The organism is Shewanella sp. MR-4 (assembly GCF_000014685.1).
Classification (GTDB): domain Bacteria; phylum Pseudomonadota; class Gammaproteobacteria; order Enterobacterales; family Shewanellaceae; genus Shewanella.
Genome location: NC_008321.1, coordinates 2,047,758 through 2,064,153, shown reverse-complemented (window position 1 = coordinate 2,064,153; position 16,396 = coordinate 2,047,758). Strand labels below are relative to the sequence as shown.

The following is a 16,396-nucleotide window of genomic DNA, read 5'->3' as shown; positions in this document are numbered from 1 at the left end:
AACACAGGGAGCGAATACTATCACAGGCGTGCGTGAATGCTTATATGAAAATCGGTATTTGATATAACATTCAAATCGAGTATAATGCCGCCCGCTATTTTTAACGTTCTTTAACATCCAGGGGATTGCAATGCATCCGATGCTGACGATTGCTGTTCGCGCTGCCCGCGCGGCCGGCCAAACTATTATGCGCGCCTACACTGAACTTGACCGAGTTGAAGTCAGTGCTAAAGGTGTAAACGATTTTGTTACCAGTGTAGATAAGGAAGCAGAAGCCGCCATTACCTATCAAATTCGCAAATCTTACCCTGATCACACTATCGTGGGTGAAGAAAAAGGCGAAAACCGTGGCGAAAATAAAGACTACGTATGGATAGTCGATCCTCTGGATGGCACTAACAACTTCGTTAGAGGCATTCCCCACTTCGCGGTTTCTATCGCACTGCAACACAAAGGCAAAACTGAAGTTGCCGTTGTGTACGATCCTGTTCGTGAAGAATTATTTACCGCTATCCGTGGTAAAGGCGCCAAATTAAACGATTTCCGTATCCGTGTAACCAACGTGACTGAACTGGCTCCAACCATTATCGGTACAGGTTTCCCATTCAAAGCCCGTCAACACACCGAAAGCTACATGGCAATCTTTGGCGAAGTGTTCGGTCAGTGTTCTGACTTACGCCGCGCAGGTTCTGCTGCATTAGATTTAGCCTATGTGGCGGCTGGCCGTTTAGACGGTTTCTTCGAAATCGGTTTAAAGCCATGGGATATCGCCGCTGGCGACTTAATCTGCCGCGAAGCGGGTGGCACAGTCACCGACTTCACTGGCGGTCATAACTACCTGATCTCTGGCAACATCGTTGCAGGTTCACCGAAAGTGACCACAGAGTTAGTGAAAACCATGCGTCCTTTGCTGAACGAAGGTTTAAAGCGTTAATCACGCCCTTCCAAGCGTAACGCATATTAAAAAGGCCAGTGAATTCACTGGCCTTTTTGTTTGCTGCTTTCGTTATTCTGTTTTAGTTATTCCGCTTTGCCTAACGGGCTTGTCGGCTTAAAGGCTTTCTACCTACCCGCCAACGCCTGCGCAGGGCCAATCTGGCTCGCCTTCCACGCGGGATACAGGGTTGCGATAAGACTCATCACAAACGCCGTGGCAATCACTAAACCAGCATCTGTCATATGTAGCTCTGACGGCAGAAAATCCACAAAATACACATCGGCCGACAGGAGTTGAATTCCGAGCAGCTGCTCAATACCACGGGCAATACCACTGAGATTCACCGCGGTCGCAATACCTATCACACCGCCGAGGGCACAACCTACAAGGCCATTTAACGCGCCTTGCACCATAAAAATCCCCATCACTGAGAGACGGCTTAACCCCATGGTCATCAGAATGGCGATTTCACTGGCTTTATCCCGCACCGCCATGACTAGCGTTGAGACAATATTGAAACAGGCCACGCCAATCACTAACACCAAAACGAGATACATAATGGTGCGAACCAATTGAATATCTTGATATAAATGCCCTTGGGTACGCGTCCAATCACTGATATAAACGGACTGGTTTAAGGCATAACCCAACTCACGAATTTTCGCTGGCGCATCAAACACCTGCGCCACACTGATCCGCACCCCAGTGACACCTTGATGTAAATTCAGGATATTCGCCGCATAGCGCATCGGAATATACGCCGTGGTTAACTCAAGCTCGCCACCTAAACGGTACACACCCGACACCACAAAGCGATGGCTCTTGGCCGCCCGTAAACTGCCGGCATGTTCAGGATCAAGATCTTGCACATACAGAGCGAGGGTATCGCCAACTTCGAGGCCTAACTTTTTCAGCAAGCTCTCACCGAGGACGATGTGATTGTCATCCTCGCCTAAGCCTTGCCAAGTCTCTTTCGACATAAATTGCGAGAGAGTCGAGACTTTTGCCTCTTGCTCAGGGTCGATTCCCACAACAGCAAGCCCCTGAAAACCACCGGGCTTTTGTACTAATCCTTGCATCCGAATAAAAGGTGCCGCCGCCGTAATGCCTTCAATCTGCATGGCGGTTTGCTCAACTGCGCGCCAGTCGGCAATCGGCTCATTCACGCCAACCACATCGGCTTGGGAGATCACACCTAACAAGCGCTGCTCTAACTCACGCTCAAAGCCATTCATTGCTGAGAGCACCACAATCAGTACTGCAACCCCTAGCGCAATGCCCGCGGTTGATGCAAAGGAGATAAAACTAATAAAACTATTGGATTGGCGCGCACGATAAAAACGCCAACCAATGGAGAGGGCTAATGGTCCTTTCATTGGGCGTGTTCCGCAACAGCTTGCAGATAACCATTCTTCATGGTGAGTTGTCTGTCCATCCGCGCCGCTAATTTAGGATCGTGAGTCACCACCACAAACGCCGTTCCGAGTTGATTGGCTAATTCGCGGATCAGCTCATAGACCGCCTCGCCGCTCTTGGCATCGAGGTTTCCCGTCGGTTCATCGGCCAGTACGAGTTTGGGTTTGTTGATCAGCGCCCGGGCAATTGCCACCCGTTGACGCTCACCGCCCGAAAGCTCGGCGGGAATATGGCTCATTCTGTGCCCAAGCCCTACTCTTTCGAGCAACATTTTGGCATCGGCCTGAGCCTGAGCGCGATCTGTGCCTTGAATAAACGCTGGCATAGCCACGTTTTCCAGCGCACTAAATTCAGGCAAAAGGTGATGGAACTGATAGATAAAACCTAAATCTTGGTTGCGGATCTGCGCCTGACGGGCACTGCTCACCTGATATAAATCCTCACCCGCTAACAATACTTTGCCGGCAGAAGGTTTATCTAAGGTGCCCATAATATGCAGCAGCGTACTCTTGCCCGAGCCAGAGGTACCGACAATCGCCAGTTGCTCCCCCTTAAATACCTGTAAATCCACCTCAGTCAACACCTGAGTGGTCACATCGCCATCGTGATAACTCTTACTCACCGCCTGCACTTGCAGTAACACGTCTTGCATTGAGATTCTCGCTATTGATTCTAAATGACATGGATAAACTCCATGTCCAGACACGTCTCTCATCATGGGAGCGACGTTGTAATTTGTTACATCGCAGCTATTCGTAACGCAGCGCCGTGGCAGGTTGTACCCGCGCCGCTCGCAATGCGGGGTAAAGGGTCGCCACTAAGGTCACGACTAAGGTGCCAACAATAATCATCGACAATTGGCCCAGCTCCAATTTAACTGGCAGCACTTGTCCAGTGCCTAAAATGGAAATCCCGAGGGTCGCCATAATGCCATTCAAATTAAGGGTGAGCAGAATACCGACCACCAGCCCCAGTACTAAACCTAATACCGCATTCAATAAACCTTGCACCACAAAAATGCCCATCACCGCCGAGGTACGTAAGCCTTGGGTTTTGAGTACCGCCACGTCGGTGGTTTTATCCACCACCATCATCACCAGTGCTGACACTATATTAAACGCCGCTACGGCCACAATCAGGCTCAACATAAGCGACATCATGTTTTTTTCCATCTTCACGGCACTAAACAGATGACCATAGGTGTCGCGCCAATCACTGGTCGTCGCCTCAATGCCCTGCTGTGTAAGAACCTGCTTTACATCCTTAGCCAGTGCTGGCGCCATAAAAGGATCGCTCAAATACAGTCTTAATTGATTGATTTCATCGCTCGGTTGACGCATTAAACGTTTGGCATCTTGATAATGAATATAGGCAACGCCCGCATCCACCTGTGAGCCCATCTCAAACACGGCGGACACTAAAAACTTACGTTGGCTCGGGACTGGGCCGAGCGGCGAATACACTACGCCATCGCCACTTAACAGGCGCACGGTATCACCGGGGCTCACCTTTAATTGGCGCGCAAGCTCGCTGCCTAAGATGACCTTATATTGGCCACTGGTTAGCTCGTTAAACGCGCCAGAATAGGTATGCTGCGCCACCATAGACAGTTTTTCGGCAAGCTCTGGAAACACCCCAAACACTTGCACGGCGCGGATATTCGCCGCCGACTGCACCATGGCTTGAGTCGACACACTCGGTGTCACGCCCTGCACGCCCGGCAATGCTTTGAGTTTGTCCGCAGGGATGGTCCAATCGCTTAAGGGCGCCTCAGTCACCACGGTCAATTGGGGTACAGCCCCCAGAATGCGCTGTTTTAATTGTCCTTCGAGGCCATTCATCACCGAGCTGACCACGATTAAGGCCGCCACCCCTAAAAAAATGCCCGAAACGGCAAATAAAGTAATAAAAGAAGCAAAGGCGTTTGCTTTTCTGGCCCGCCAATAACGGTAACCAACGTAGAGAGGAAATCGAAGATCCATTGAAAGAGGGCTGCGTCCTGTGTGCTGAACTTGCTAAATCATAAAGATGGGCACGATAATAGGGGTTTAGGTCCTATAAATAAAGAGGCAAGCCTTGTTCACTGACACCAATCCGTATTTTAGTGTGCCTCACCCCTTCACCGCTTACTTAAGCCTCTGGGACGAAAACCAGCCTCTACCCAGTGAAATGGCTTTAAGATCAATGCAATCCTTGGGGATCCAGCTACTGAGCGAAGTCAAAGCCCTCGAGGCCAGTTGCCTGTTGCAACTGCGGCATTTAGACAACGAAGCCAAGGTAGTAGTGGACTTTCTCAAACTCCAATCCCGCAAGGTCGATTTAGTCCTGCAGCATGTGCTCGAAAAAGAAGTGCAAGAAGGCGAAAAGTTTAGCGGTTGTCAGTTTGGTGGCAGTGGTATTCGCCTGATGAGCAGTGAGGCCCTCCCCCTTGGTCGCCAATATAAAGTGACCTTATTTATCCACGAAGAATTGGTCGCCATTTTATGCTTTGCTAAGGTCACGGCCTGCTTAGTTTCACAGGAAGGCCAATCCGATGGGCAAGTACAGAGCCCCAACGCCGCATTGCCCTATCTCGTTGACCTCGAGTTTAGTCAAATACTGGATGCGGATGTCGAGCAACTGGTCAAAGCGAGCCTCAATGTGCAACAAAAACAACTTAAACTGCGTAAACAGGCCCGTGACGAGCGCCAATAAAGGCTAGCGTTTTTGCTGGCACCCTAGCGCCCAAGTCACTACAATGAACGCAACTTATTGTGAATGAATCAGTTTATCCCACACCAATGACACAAATTTCAGCCCTAACACCGCCCGTTGTCAAAAATGGAACTCAAATGCAAACCCTGTCGTGTCTCGCTGGGGTTGGTCAAGCCGTTACCCTCGCCAGCCTAGTTCGCCAACACAAGGGCACGACACTGATTGTGACCAGTGATACGCCGACGGCATTGAGTATCGAGTTAGAGCTCAACTATTTGTTGGCTAAAAGTGCGATTAAGGTGCGACTGTTCCCTGACCGTGAAACCCTGCCCTACGACAGTTTTTCGCCCCATCAGGATTTGATTTCCCAGCGTTTAGAAACCCTGTCGCAAATCACCCAAGCCGAGCACAGCGTAGTGATAGTGCCAGTGACGACGCTGATGATGCGCCTGCCACCGAAATCCTATTTAAGCTCCAATGTGTTTGTGCTTAAAAAAGGCGATAAATATCAGCTCCATGATGTGCGCCAACAGTTAACCGACACGGGTTATCACTTGGTCGAACAGGTTTACGAACATGGCGAGTTTGCTATTCGTGGCTCGATTCTCGATATCTTCCCTACTGGCGTGAATATGCCGCTGCGTATCGAACTGTTCGATGATGAAGTCGAGACCATTCGTCATTTCGATCCTGAAACCCAGCGCTCATCCACTCCAGTCGATGCGGTGCGCCTATTACCTGCCAAGGAATTCCCTACCGACAGCAGCGCCATCGAAGGTTTTAGGCAGCGTTATCGCCGCCGTTTTGAGGTCATAGTCAAGGAGCCTGAATCAGTTTATCAACTGGTGAGCCGCAATTTGATGCCCGCGGGCATTGAGAACTATCTGCCACTGTTTTTCGATGAAGTCGCGACACTGTTCGATTATCTGCCGAAGGACACTCAGTTAGTCACCCTAGGCGATATCGAAAAGTCCGCCCGCGCTCATTTGCAAGAGGTAGAAACCCGCTATGAAGACAGACGGGTCGACCCATTGCGGCCGCTGTTGGCACCAAAAGAGCTGTATTTACTGATAGAAGAATTATTTGCCGCCTTTAAGCCGCTGCCTCGCTATCAGTTTATTGCGCCGCAACCCGATGTCGTCGCTGGCGCAGTACAGATTGATGCAAGTGTGTTGCCCGAGGTAAGCGCTAATCACAAGTTAAAGCAGCCACTGATTGCGCTGCAAGATTACGCCGAACATGCGCCGCGGATGTTGTTTAGTGCCGAATCGGAAGGCCGCCGCGAAGCCTTGCTCGAACTCTTAGGTAAAATCCAGTTAAAACCGGCGTTATTCGGCCATTTTGATGAATTTATTCAAAGTGATGCCAAACTTGGCCTAATTGTATCTCCCCTCTCCCGTGGTTGTTTACTCGGGCTAGGAAAGCAAACCGCCGTCAGCATCATCTGCGAAACCGAACTCTTTGGTCATCGCATCTCCCAGCAGCGCCGCCGTGAAAAACAACGCCAGATCAGCAACGATACTCTGATCAAAAACTTAGCCGAGCTCAAAGTCGGCCAGCCGATTGTGCACTTAGAGCACGGTGTGGCGCTGTATCAAGGCTTAGTCACCTTAGATACCGGCGGATTAGTGGCCGAATACCTACAGCTGGAATACTCGGGCGGCGATAAACTCTATGTGCCCGTGTCCAACCTGCACATGATCAGCCGCTACAGCGTCGGCGCCGATGGCGATGCGCACCTCAATAAACTCGGTAACGACACTTGGGCCAAGGCAAAAAACAAAGCGATTGAGAAAATCCGCGATGTGGCTGCCGAGCTGCTCGATGTCTACGCTCGCCGTCAAGCACGCCCCGGTGAGAGCTGCGACATCAACGATGAAGAGTATGCGCAATTCGCCCAGGGTTTCCCCTTTGAAGAAACCGTCGATCAGGAAAGCGCGATTCATGCCGTACTTGCCGATATGCAATCCCCCGTCGCCATGGACCGCCTCGTCTGCGGTGACGTGGGCTTTGGTAAGACTGAAGTCGCGATGCGCGCCGCCTTTGTGGCGGTGAATGCGGGTAAACAGGTGGTGGTGCTAGTGCCCACCACGCTACTCGCCCAGCAGCACTACGAAAACTTTAAAGACAGATTTGCCGACTGGCCCGTCGTAATTGAGGTGATGTCACGCTTTAGAACCGCCAAAGAGCAAACTCAAGTGCTGAAGCAGCTCGAAGAAGGCAAAGTCGATATCGTCATTGGCACCCATAAGCTGCTGCAATCCGAGGCAAAGTTTGAAAACTTAGGCCTGCTTATCATCGATGAAGAACACAGATTCGGCGTAAGACAAAAAGAGAAAATCAAGGCGCTGCGCGCCAACGTGGATATTTTGACCCTCACCGCCACTCCGATCCCCCGCACCTTAAACATGGCGATGTCGGGGATGCGCGACTTATCGATTATTGCGACTCCTCCCGCTAAACGCTTGGCGGTGAAGACCTTTGTGCGCGAATCCGATCCCGCCACCGTGCGTGAGGCCATACTGCGTGAAATTCTCCGTGGTGGCCAAGTGTATTATTTGCACAACAATGTCGAAACCATTGAGAAATGCGCCCAAGATATTAGTACCCTGCTACCCGAAGCGCGGGTGGTGGTGGCCCATGGTCAAATGCGTGAACGGGATCTTGAGCGGGTGATGTCGGACTTTTATCATCAAAGATTCAACGTGTTAGTCTGTACCACTATTATCGAAACCGGTATCGACGTCCCCAGTGCGAATACGATTATTATCGAACGCGCCGACACCTTCGGCTTAGCCCAGTTGCATCAGCTGCGTGGCCGCGTCGGTCGCTCTCACCATCAAGCCTATGCGTATTTGATGACACCGCATCCTAAACGCATGACCAGCGATGCCCGCAAACGCCTCGAAGCCATCGATGCCCTCGAGGATTTAGGCGCAGGCTTTATGCTCGCTACCCAAGACTTAGAGATCCGCGGCGCGGGTGAGCTATTGGGCGATGAGCAAAGCGGCCATATTTCTAAAATCGGCTTTAGTCTCTATATGGAAATGTTGGAATCGGCGGTCAAGGCACTCAAACTGGGGAAAGAGCCATCGCTGGCGCAAATGCTCAATCAGCAATGTGAGATGGAGCTAAGGATCCCTGCGCTATTGCCGGAAGACTATGTCGGTGATGTGAATATTCGCCTGTCACTCTATAAGCGCATCGCCAGTTGTGACAGTGAAGAAGCCTTAGATGAACTCAAGGTTGAGCTTATCGACCGCTTCGGTCTGCTGCCCGAGGCCACCAAAAACCTGATGGAAATGACTTTATATAAACATCAGGCAACTCGGCTGGGCGCGACTAAAATTGAGGTACATGCCAAGGGCGGCAGCATCGAATTTAGTGATGATCATGTGATTGATCCCGGCTTTATCATCGGATTACTGCAAAGTCAGCCACAAATCTATCGAATGGATGGGCCGAATAAGTTAAAGTTCATCCTCAATGCCGAAACGGCAAAAGATAGGCTCGCTTTGGTCAAACTCTTGCTCGAACAACTATCGCAACATCGTCTTGGAGATAAATAGTGTTACGTCAACTCGCGGTCTCTATCGCTACACTTATTGCACTTTCACACAGTTCACTTGCCCGTGCTGAAGCTTGGTTCGAGGTTGAAGTCTATATTTTTGAACGCCAAAGCCAGTCGACCGAACAATGGCCGATGGCGCCAATTGAGACCAAAACCAACCGCGCTATCGATCTGATTTCACCGGTTGTGGGTCAAGCTGTGGTCTCCATGGGCAATGAATCCGCGCCCTGCACCTTAGTGTATGACGCCGATGCCAATAGCCATTGCGCTGAAAACACCAACACTGGTGCGAATACGGACGCCACTCCCGACATGAGTAACGGCGGCGCCTTGGCCATTTCAGGCCCAAGCACTGCAAGCTCAAATGCGGTGACCAGCTATCGCTATCCGAGTGTGATCCCATCCGAAATCGGCAGTGGTAGCCAAGCCTACGCGTCTCAAGGTAGCGGCCCTGTGTTACTCGCCAGCAGCCAAGGCCAATTTGCAAGCATCATCAATAGCCTATCGAGAGAACGTGGTAACCGCAGCTTACTGCATATGACATGGCAACAACCTATGATGGGCAAGAGTGGCTCAGTGCCCATTCGCCTGTTTGCGGGTAAAGATTATTCCGCCAGTTATCACTTCGATGGTCGTCAAATTGTGCAGCAAGCCATGGCCAGCGCTATGCAAGGTGCTAACGGCACGACTGGCATGATGACAGAAACATCTGCGCCACTACTGCCCTCTCCCGTGTGGCAACTCGATGGCACGCTCAATATTTATCTTAGCCATTATCTGTATATCGAAACCGCGCTCAATTTGCGTAAAGAAGGCCGCAAATTGATGCCTGCGGCAGCCGATGAAGCGAGCATAAACACAGCAGCAACAAGTACTGTCGCTGCCCCAGCTAAAGTGATGACGCCTTATTTAATGTCTATTCCTCTGGAGCAAAATCGTCGAGTGAAAAGTGATGAGATCCATTATCTCGATCATCCTGAAATGGGCATGGTGATCCAAATCCGTAAGATGGCGCAACCTAACGCTTAAAACCCATTAGCCCTGCTCGAATAAAAAAGCGGTCATGCAATTCCTACCGCTTTTTTATTGCCTAAGGTTTTTTATTGCCTAAGGGGTGAACAGCCATACTGGTGACGCCGAAAGTATAAAAATAAAATTAGCGCACTATCGAGAAATCCAAATAAATATCATCACCTTGGTCTTCATTCACCGTCACCCTCAATCCATCGGTACAAGGTACTCCGACCTCACACCAGGCGATAAGACTATCCACCGCAGGATCACTGCCCTGGGCAAGAATTTCAACACTGCCATCGGCGCAGTTAGTCACATAACCTGTGACACCAAGCGTGCGAGCCTTTGTTAGGGTCGCATGTCTGCAGCCCACACCCTGCACTTTTCCCGTTAATTGAATAAGCACCCGTTTCATTGCGCCTCCCCTGTAAGGTGAGCCTTGTTATTAGCATGCGGTTATTATCATGCGTCTTTGCGTCGCTCACGTAAAAACGATTCCAGCCTAAGCATAGCCGAGTTTTCAGCTGTGATAAGGGAGAGTTTTGCTAAGTAATGGATTTAAGAGTAAAAAAGCAAGCATAAAAAAACAGCTAACGAGACCGCTGTTAGCTGTGTCGGGCGACATACGCAAAAGGTTATCCATGAATGGACAAATTGGCATAAAAGTTTGTAGCATTTTGTAACAAACTATTAAGAGGGGCTACTTTACACAATTCATGATTAATTTCAACAAAATGATAGATAAAGCCATACAAATAGAGTGTATTTAATGCTTCTTGCTGAAATAACCAGCTAAACCAACCACATATACCGTCTAACGTTCCAAATAACAGCATAACTTCATCGCAGGTCTGGCTTCACTCATACGAGGTAACCAAACACCAACAGCTTGAAAATAGCATGCTTCTTGAAGGGGAAAACATTAACAGATGCAAAAGCGCTTATCGCCAGAATATTCCGCGATAAGCCTCTTTAACGAAAAGATAAGCGAATAACGATTTAACCCAACTTAAAGGCTTTTATCTTAGGTAAATGGGCGGCTAACTGCGGGAACTTGTGGGTCTGCGTCTCATCCCATTCGATGGTGTAATAAGGCTTAAGCGCCTCGGCCGTAGCCTCACTGTCGAGCACTTCATCCACACGAGACAAAATACACATGGCTTTGTGGGTATTCTTCAACCTGAATTCAGAGACACACTTATTGGCGATATCGGCATACTCTTCCGGGCGGTCAATTTTCCCTTGCATCGTCTCTTCGGGATGAAGATTGGGATTGATTAACACTGACTTTAATCCGTTTAAAAAACCAATTCGCTCAGCCCAATACGCCCCTAGGCCGACCCCGACCATTAACGGTGCGGGATCGTCGCAATACTGCATTTGCTTGGCGACTTCTTTCAATAAATGCTGCATATCATGCTTGGGATGCAAAGTGCTGTAGCTGATAAGCCGCACATCAGGGTCAATAAACTGCAACTGACGCATTTTTTCGTGATTACCAGGGCTAGTTGCATCGAATCCATGAAGATAAAAAATCATATTGAGACCTTTTAACAATCTGCCAAACACGGCGCATGCTACTAACCCTAGCAAATATTCATTGCAGAACCTTGCGCTACATCAAACTTTTGCCTGTTGTGCGAGTTGGATTTGCTCAGCCAGCTGCTTGGCATTTTCCCAACGGCTAGCATTTTCTAATGCGATAGCTGTCTGCGCTGCATTGGGTTTGAGTAAACTCGCAGGATGTTGTGGCGCCGCGGCGGGCCACACAAAGCCATTTAACAGTGACATAACGCCCGGATTATCGTTACAGACCAAAATCATATCGCAGCCCGCATCCAACGCAGCTTGGGCACGGCCTAAATAATCTCCTGCAAAGGCAGCGCCCTTCATCCCCAGATCGTCGGAGAAAATCACCCCGTTAAAGCCCAGCTCTTTGCGTAGGATCTGCTTTAACCAGTAGCTTGAAAAGCCCGCAGGATTAGGGTCAACTTTAGGGTAAATGACATGGGCTGGCATAATGCCCGATAATTTACCCTTAGCAATCAGTTCTTTAAATGGCAAAATATCTTGATTAAAAATCGCCTCAGCTTCACGCTCATCGATAGGTTGCGCGATATGGGAGTCCGCCGCCACGCTACCATGACCGGGGAAATGCTTACCCACAGCGCCCATGCCTGCCTCGGCCATACCCTCAATAAAACTCTGCGCTAACGCAATCACTTCATCGGGCTTTGCGCTAAAACTACGTTTACCAATGACTTGGCTGATGCCGTTAAGATCGAGCACAGGCGCAAAACTTAAGTCGATGTCACAGGCGAGTAATTCGATAGCCATTAAAAAGCCTAATTCACAGGCCCAACGTTTAGCAAGAACCATATCGCCCTTAGCCGCGGGCAAAATATCCCCCATGGCCGGGATCAGGGTAAATCCTTCACGGAAACGCTGTACTCGCCCGCCCTCATGGTCAACGGCAATCAAAATCTCGGGACGAATTTGGCGGATCTGTTGCACTAAGGCAATTAACTGCTCACGGCTGGAAAAATTGCGGGAAAACAGGATCAAACCACCCACCTGCGGATGGCGCAGCATCTCGGCTTCAGCTTCGCTAACATCTAAAGACAGCAGATCCAACATTAGATAACTCATATTTCTCCCTAAAAATTCTTATTCATACTCAAAAAATAACCATAGCGATACTGGCCACTGGGTTCACAAAAATCCCCGTAAAGCGAGCCATTCGCCGTCAGACTTTGCCACAAAGCGATTATCTAGCCGATTAATTCGACATTCACCACAAGCTAATTAAGCTCAGCTTATCCGAAGTCCTTCTAATCAAAAAAACTAATGTGAATCTTGATACTAATCTGTGGGATACTGGTCTTAAGCGTATCACACAAGCAAATTTTGCGTGGTTGATGACAGCAGTTTGCCAGAGTTTACGACATAAAAACCAGCGTATTGGTGCCATAACTGTAAAGATCATCCACACAGATACTAAAATAAAAATCGAGACACAACAGGACTTCAATCATGATTAGCGTATTCGATATGTTCAAGATCGGCATTGGCCCTTCGAGTTCACACACTGTTGGCCCCATGAAAGCGGGCAAAATTTTTATGCAGCACCTTGCTGACTCGGGCAAAATTGCCCAAGTAGATGAATTACGAGCCGAATTGTTTGGTTCCCTCGGCCAAACGGGTAAAGGTCACGGCACGGGTAAAGCGGTAATTTTAGGCTTAATGGGTGAAGATCCAGAAACCGTCGACACCGACAGCATCGATGGCATTCTAGAACAAGTGTCTAAAAATGAGACCCTCACCCTCAGCTGCGGCAAAGTAGTCAAGTTTACCCGTGAAGACGGCATTACCTACCACAGACGCAAAACGCTACCCGCCCATGCCAACGCCATGACACTGTATGCCTACAGCAACGGCGAATGTATTTTTGAGCGCACTTACTACTCTGTAGGCGGCGGATTTATCTTAGACGAAGATGAAATCCATCAGCGCAATGCCTCACCAGCATCACAAATTGAATCAGCACCTTACGATTTTAATAGCAGTGCCCAATTACTGGATTTATGTACTGAACATGGCCTGAGCATTTCTTCCCTAATGATGGCCAACGAGCTTAGCCTCGCCAGCGAAGAAGAAGTCAAAGCTAAACTGTGGAATATCTGGCAAACCATGAAAACCTGTATCGAACGGGGTTATCAGAAGGAAGGTATTCTGCCTGGCGGCTTAAAACTGCGTCGCCGCGCACCAGCACTCTATCGTCGTCTCAAAGCCGAAGGCCGTAACAACGTCGATCCGTTAACCGCAATGGATTGGGTCGATTTATTCGCCCTCTCGGTAAACGAGCAAAACGCTGCTGGCGATCGCGTTGTCACCGCACCAACAAACGGCGCCGCGGGCATTATCCCTGCCGTGCTGTGCTACTACGATACCTTCGTGCAAGAAGTCGATATCGATGTTTGCGCCCGTTACCTGTTAACCGCTGCTGCGATTGGTATTTTATACAAGAAAAATGCCTCGATTTCGGGCGCTGAAGTCGGCTGTCAGGGCGAAGTTGGTGTAGCCTGTTCAATGGCCGCTGGCGCATTGACCGAGATCATGGGCGGCACAGTCGAACATGTTGAAAACGCGGCTGAAATTGGCATGGAGCATAACCTAGGCCTGACCTGCGACCCCGTAGGCGGCCTAGTACAAGTTCCTTGTATTGAACGTAATGCGATGGGTGCAATCAAAGCGATTAACGCATCACGCATGGCGCTGCGCGGCGACGGCAACCACAAGGTATCACTGGATAAAGTGATAAAAACCATGATGGATACAGGTAAAGATATGCGCAGTAAATACAAAGAAACCGCCAAAGGCGGCCTCGCTGTGAACATTGTAGAGTGTTAATCCACTTAAGCTGTTAATCCTTAAGCGGTTTGTCCTAAGTAAATTGCCGCGCTTAACGTTCAAACCTAAACGATTAAGCGCGGCATTTGTTTATCTTAAAACGCGTCAAAGTTTAATTCGTCACCTTCATTGACGAATTCACATATTGGGAAATCACTCCCGCCCATGTTTTTTCAATTTCAGGAATAAGCTGCGAAAACACCTGTTTTTCGGGCACCCTTCGCAAATCATCGACCGCATCAGAGGTGCTCCATTCCGACGCGTTTCGACTTTCCTTAGCCGTCGACTCCGCTAATCCATACAAATATTCGGTGCGCACATCAAACAGAGCCGCCGATACGGTTGTCGTCACACTCACTTCTTTATTCTTTAACAGCCCAAGGGAAATCACATTTAACGGCGCAAATTGCTGCTCACCCGCATGGAAAGAGGTATCGAAGGTATAAATCAGTAAGATATCCGACTTGAGCCTTGACGCGGCCTCCCACAGTGATTTGTGGAATCTAACTGCTCCGGCAATAAAATACGGTTTAACGGTGCAATCACTGCCACCTGCGGCATTTTGGCTAGCTGAGTAAAATCGGCTTCGGTTTCGACTTCACGGGTAGTCACCACACTGTAACGCCCAGTACCAAAACTGCTTCAATGATAGGATACATAACCCGGCGCCAAAATACGTGCGACAGCAATATGCGCTGGAAATGTTGCAGCCGCTTGTACTGACATCAGCGCATTAATATCCGATTCCGCCAAACTACCAATAGCCACACAGTCACCGGGCGAAGTGTAGGAGGCGCAGCCACCTGCAAGAGTAGACTTCGCTCGTATTATCTTTCTCATCATAACTCCTTTATCTATAACATTCTTTCGTAATCCAAGCACAACCAAAATATCTAGAACAAGTGCAACTAACCTGCTGATGATAAATGTTTTTTACAATATTTTCTTGCATTAATAATCTAGTCGGTGGTGTAAGCTTTAAGGGAGATATAACGAGTTAAGTAATTAACTTATTTAATTTGTCGAGTATGGAGATTGCAACGATGATTCGGAAAGATTAAATACAGATGGCACATTCACCAGGCTTTGTTTCCTAAATCGAGTCAGCGAACGAAACTCTCATCATTGTTCAAATATCAAGCTATATAGTGGGTTTCAGGCATACCTAGCCCAGTGAGTTTGTTCAAAGCCCTAATCATCGCGTAAGCTTCTCCCACCTGAGCGTTATAATTCCGCATGCTCAACGTGCCTCCTAGCAGTTGTTTTATCCTGTACATTGCGGTTTCTGAGATTGAGCGGCGATGATAACCATACCGTTTTTTCCATTGCTTATTTGAGCCATGAAGCTGTTGCCAACTGACGGCTAAGTTTCGTGGATGCCCTTGTTCCCATAGCGCAGCACCTTCCCTAGGAGGAATAAGCACTAAAGCGCGTTTTCGACGAACGGCTTCGTGACAAGCTTTCGTGTCGTAAGCACCATCACCCGAGATATTACGGATTTTTCGATGGGTTTGCTTAAGTAAATTGGGCATCACTTCAGCGTCTGTTACACCTGATAAACTGATTTCTGCGGCAATAATTTCATAGCTATGTGTATCTACGGCAATATGCAGTTTACGCCACACTCTGCGCTTTCCATCTGTGCCGTGTTTCTTCACTTTCCACTCACCTTCGCCATAGACCTTCAAGCCTGTCGAGTCGATAGCTAAGTGCTCAATGGCGCCGCGAGTCTTGGTTTTAAAAGCAATATTGACCGTTTTCGCGCGTTTACTGATACAGGTGTAATGCGGGCAAGATAATGGGATGTCACCCAGTTTAAACACCGAATTGATAAAGCCCTGTAAGGCTCTCAGTGGCATAGAGAAAATACGCTTAACCATCAACGCAGTGGTAATGGCTAAGTCGCTAAATAATTGAGGGCGACCTTTCTTGGGCGGCTCGACCTTGGCTTTCCACTTAGCAATTGCATCCTCATCAATCCAGAAGGTAAGTGAACCGCGGTTGATTAAGGCTTGGTTGTATTGCTTCCAGTTGGTTGTTTTATAACGAGGCTTTGACACGGTTGATGGGTAAGTTGATAAGCGATGCCGATCAGATCTGCGGCTACGGTTTTAGTTCAACCTATTTAGGAAACAAAGTCTAGCAAGCTTAGAAATGTGTCTAAATAAGCTGAAGATAAATAAACGATAAATGCGAAATAGTATTGCGTTAGCAACGCCATAAATAGAAAAAAGTTGCATCGAGACATATTTTGAATCAGTAAACCAACTATTTACACCATCCATTGGTATTTTTTAGGTTGCAGAAAACACTCGTATTGCGTGAATATTAAAATATTGGAGAATGACTAAACT

Annotated in this window: 14 protein-coding genes; 5 read left to right on the top strand and 9 right to left on the bottom strand. The window is 48.6% G+C overall.

All coding sequences use genetic code 11. The features are described 5' to 3' along the window. Positions 1–130: 130 nt before the first annotated feature. Complete coding sequence (gene suhB / locus SHEWMR4_RS09165) at positions 131–934, top strand: inositol-1-monophosphatase (protein WP_011622509.1); 804 nt, start codon at positions 131–133, stop codon at positions 932–934. Positions 935–1,062: 128 nt separating this feature from the next. On the opposite strand, the gene lolE is transcribed toward suhB, so the two are convergent. The 3 genes from lolE to SHEWMR4_RS09150 all read right to left on the bottom strand — a co-directional run bounded on the left by lolE (position 1,063) and on the right by SHEWMR4_RS09150 (position 4,335). After that, entirely contained in the window at positions 1,063–2,313 is a 1,251-nt protein-coding gene (lolE, locus tag SHEWMR4_RS09160; RefSeq protein ID WP_011622508.1) for a lipoprotein-releasing ABC transporter permease subunit LolE, read from the bottom strand. Continuing rightward, entirely contained in the window at positions 2,310–3,005 is a 696-nt protein-coding gene (gene lolD / locus SHEWMR4_RS09155) for a lipoprotein-releasing ABC transporter ATP-binding protein LolD (protein WP_041408759.1), read from the bottom strand. Before lolD ends, lolE begins: the two co-directional genes overlap by 4 nt. A gap of 97 nt (positions 3,006–3,102) precedes the next feature. Further along, positions 3,103–4,335 (bottom strand): lipoprotein-releasing ABC transporter permease subunit, encoded by a 1,233-nt coding sequence (locus SHEWMR4_RS09150; protein WP_011622506.1) that lies wholly within the window; start codon positions 4,333–4,335, stop codon positions 3,103–3,105. Positions 4,336–4,429: 94 nt separating this feature from the next. Here SHEWMR4_RS09150 and SHEWMR4_RS09145 point away from each other — a divergent pair, with 94 nt between their 5' ends. From SHEWMR4_RS09145 to SHEWMR4_RS09135, 3 genes are all read left to right on the top strand, one after another. Continuing rightward, complete coding sequence (locus tag SHEWMR4_RS09145) at positions 4,430–5,047, top strand: hypothetical protein (RefSeq protein WP_011622505.1); 618 nt, start codon at positions 4,430–4,432, stop codon at positions 5,045–5,047. A gap of 86 nt (positions 5,048–5,133) precedes the next feature. After that, on the top strand, positions 5,134–8,616 hold the full coding sequence (mfd, locus tag SHEWMR4_RS09140) for a transcription-repair coupling factor (protein ID WP_011622504.1): 3,483 nt from the start codon (positions 5,134–5,136) through the stop codon (positions 8,614–8,616). Continuing rightward, on the top strand, positions 8,616–9,647 hold the full coding sequence (locus SHEWMR4_RS09135) for a peptidoglycan binding protein CsiV (protein ID WP_011622503.1): 1,032 nt from the start codon (positions 8,616–8,618) through the stop codon (positions 9,645–9,647). Before mfd ends, SHEWMR4_RS09135 begins: the two co-directional genes overlap by 1 nt. A 127-nt stretch (positions 9,648–9,774) precedes the next feature. Here the strand turns inward: SHEWMR4_RS09135 and SHEWMR4_RS09130 are convergent, their stop codons facing one another. The 3 genes from SHEWMR4_RS09130 to nagZ form a co-directional block, all read right to left on the bottom strand. Further along, positions 9,775–10,047, bottom strand: coding sequence for an acylphosphatase (locus tag SHEWMR4_RS09130; RefSeq protein ID WP_011622502.1), 273 nt, complete (start codon positions 10,045–10,047; stop codon positions 9,775–9,777). 584 nt (positions 10,048–10,631) lie between these two features. Next, entirely contained in the window at positions 10,632–11,171 is a 540-nt protein-coding gene (gene ycfP, locus SHEWMR4_RS09125; protein ID WP_011622501.1) for an alpha/beta hydrolase YcfP, read from the bottom strand. A gap of 81 nt (positions 11,172–11,252) precedes the next feature. Next, a complete protein-coding gene (nagZ, locus tag SHEWMR4_RS09120) occupies positions 11,253–12,281 on the bottom strand; it encodes a beta-N-acetylhexosaminidase (RefSeq protein ID WP_011622500.1) in 1,029 nt (342 codons plus the stop codon). Between the two features lie 384 nt (positions 12,282–12,665). On the opposite strand from nagZ, the gene SHEWMR4_RS09115 reads away from it, so the two are divergent. Next, entirely contained in the window at positions 12,666–14,042 is a 1,377-nt protein-coding gene (locus SHEWMR4_RS09115; RefSeq protein WP_011622499.1) for an L-serine ammonia-lyase, read from the top strand. A 112-nt stretch (positions 14,043–14,154) separates the two neighbouring features. Here SHEWMR4_RS09115 and SHEWMR4_RS21085 read toward each other — a convergent pair whose 3' ends face one another. From SHEWMR4_RS21085 to SHEWMR4_RS09105, 3 genes are all read right to left on the bottom strand, one after another. Continuing rightward, complete coding sequence (locus tag SHEWMR4_RS21085) at positions 14,155–14,394, bottom strand: hypothetical protein (protein ID WP_227499236.1); 240 nt, start codon at positions 14,392–14,394, stop codon at positions 14,155–14,157. Positions 14,395–14,684: 290 nt separating this feature from the next. After that, positions 14,685–14,882, bottom strand: coding sequence for a hypothetical protein (locus tag SHEWMR4_RS21080; protein ID WP_227499235.1), 198 nt, complete (start codon positions 14,880–14,882; stop codon positions 14,685–14,687). Between the two features lie 296 nt (positions 14,883–15,178). Further along, the gene (locus SHEWMR4_RS09105; protein ID WP_011622498.1) at positions 15,179–16,102 is read right to left on the bottom strand and encodes an IS5-like element ISSod12 family transposase; all 924 of its coding nucleotides are present in this window, start codon (positions 16,100–16,102) and stop codon (positions 15,179–15,181) included. Between the last annotated feature and the right edge of the window lie 294 nt (positions 16,103–16,396).

What these genes read in the sequence shown, in the direction of transcription:
- lolD (WP_041408759.1), bottom strand. Translation starts at nt 3,005, where the DNA reads ATGCAAGACGTGTTACTGCAAGTGCAGGCGGTGAGTAAGAGTTATCAC.
- mfd (WP_011622504.1), top strand. Translation starts at nt 5,134, where the DNA reads ATGACACAAATTTCAGCCCTAACACCGCCCGTTGTCAAAAATGGAACT.
- nagZ (WP_011622500.1), bottom strand. Translation starts at nt 12,281, where the DNA reads ATGAGTTATCTAATGTTGGATCTGCTGTCTTTAGATGTTAGCGAAGCT.
- ycfP (WP_011622501.1), bottom strand. Translation starts at nt 11,171, where the DNA reads ATGATTTTTTATCTTCATGGATTCGATGCAACTAGCCCTGGTAATCAC.
- lolE (WP_011622508.1), bottom strand. Translation starts at nt 2,313, where the DNA reads ATGAAAGGACCATTAGCCCTCTCCATTGGTTGGCGTTTTTATCGTGCG.
- SHEWMR4_RS09115 (WP_011622499.1), top strand. Translation starts at nt 12,666, where the DNA reads ATGATTAGCGTATTCGATATGTTCAAGATCGGCATTGGCCCTTCGAGT.
- suhB (WP_011622509.1), top strand. Translation starts at nt 131, where the DNA reads ATGCATCCGATGCTGACGATTGCTGTTCGCGCTGCCCGCGCGGCCGGC.
- SHEWMR4_RS09130 (WP_011622502.1), bottom strand. Translation starts at nt 10,047, where the DNA reads ATGAAACGGGTGCTTATTCAATTAACGGGAAAAGTGCAGGGTGTGGGC.
- SHEWMR4_RS21080 (WP_227499235.1), bottom strand. Translation starts at nt 14,882, where the DNA reads ATGAGAAAGATAATACGAGCGAAGTCTACTCTTGCAGGTGGCTGCGCC.
- SHEWMR4_RS09150 (WP_011622506.1), bottom strand. Translation starts at nt 4,335, where the DNA reads ATGGATCTTCGATTTCCTCTCTACGTTGGTTACCGTTATTGGCGGGCC.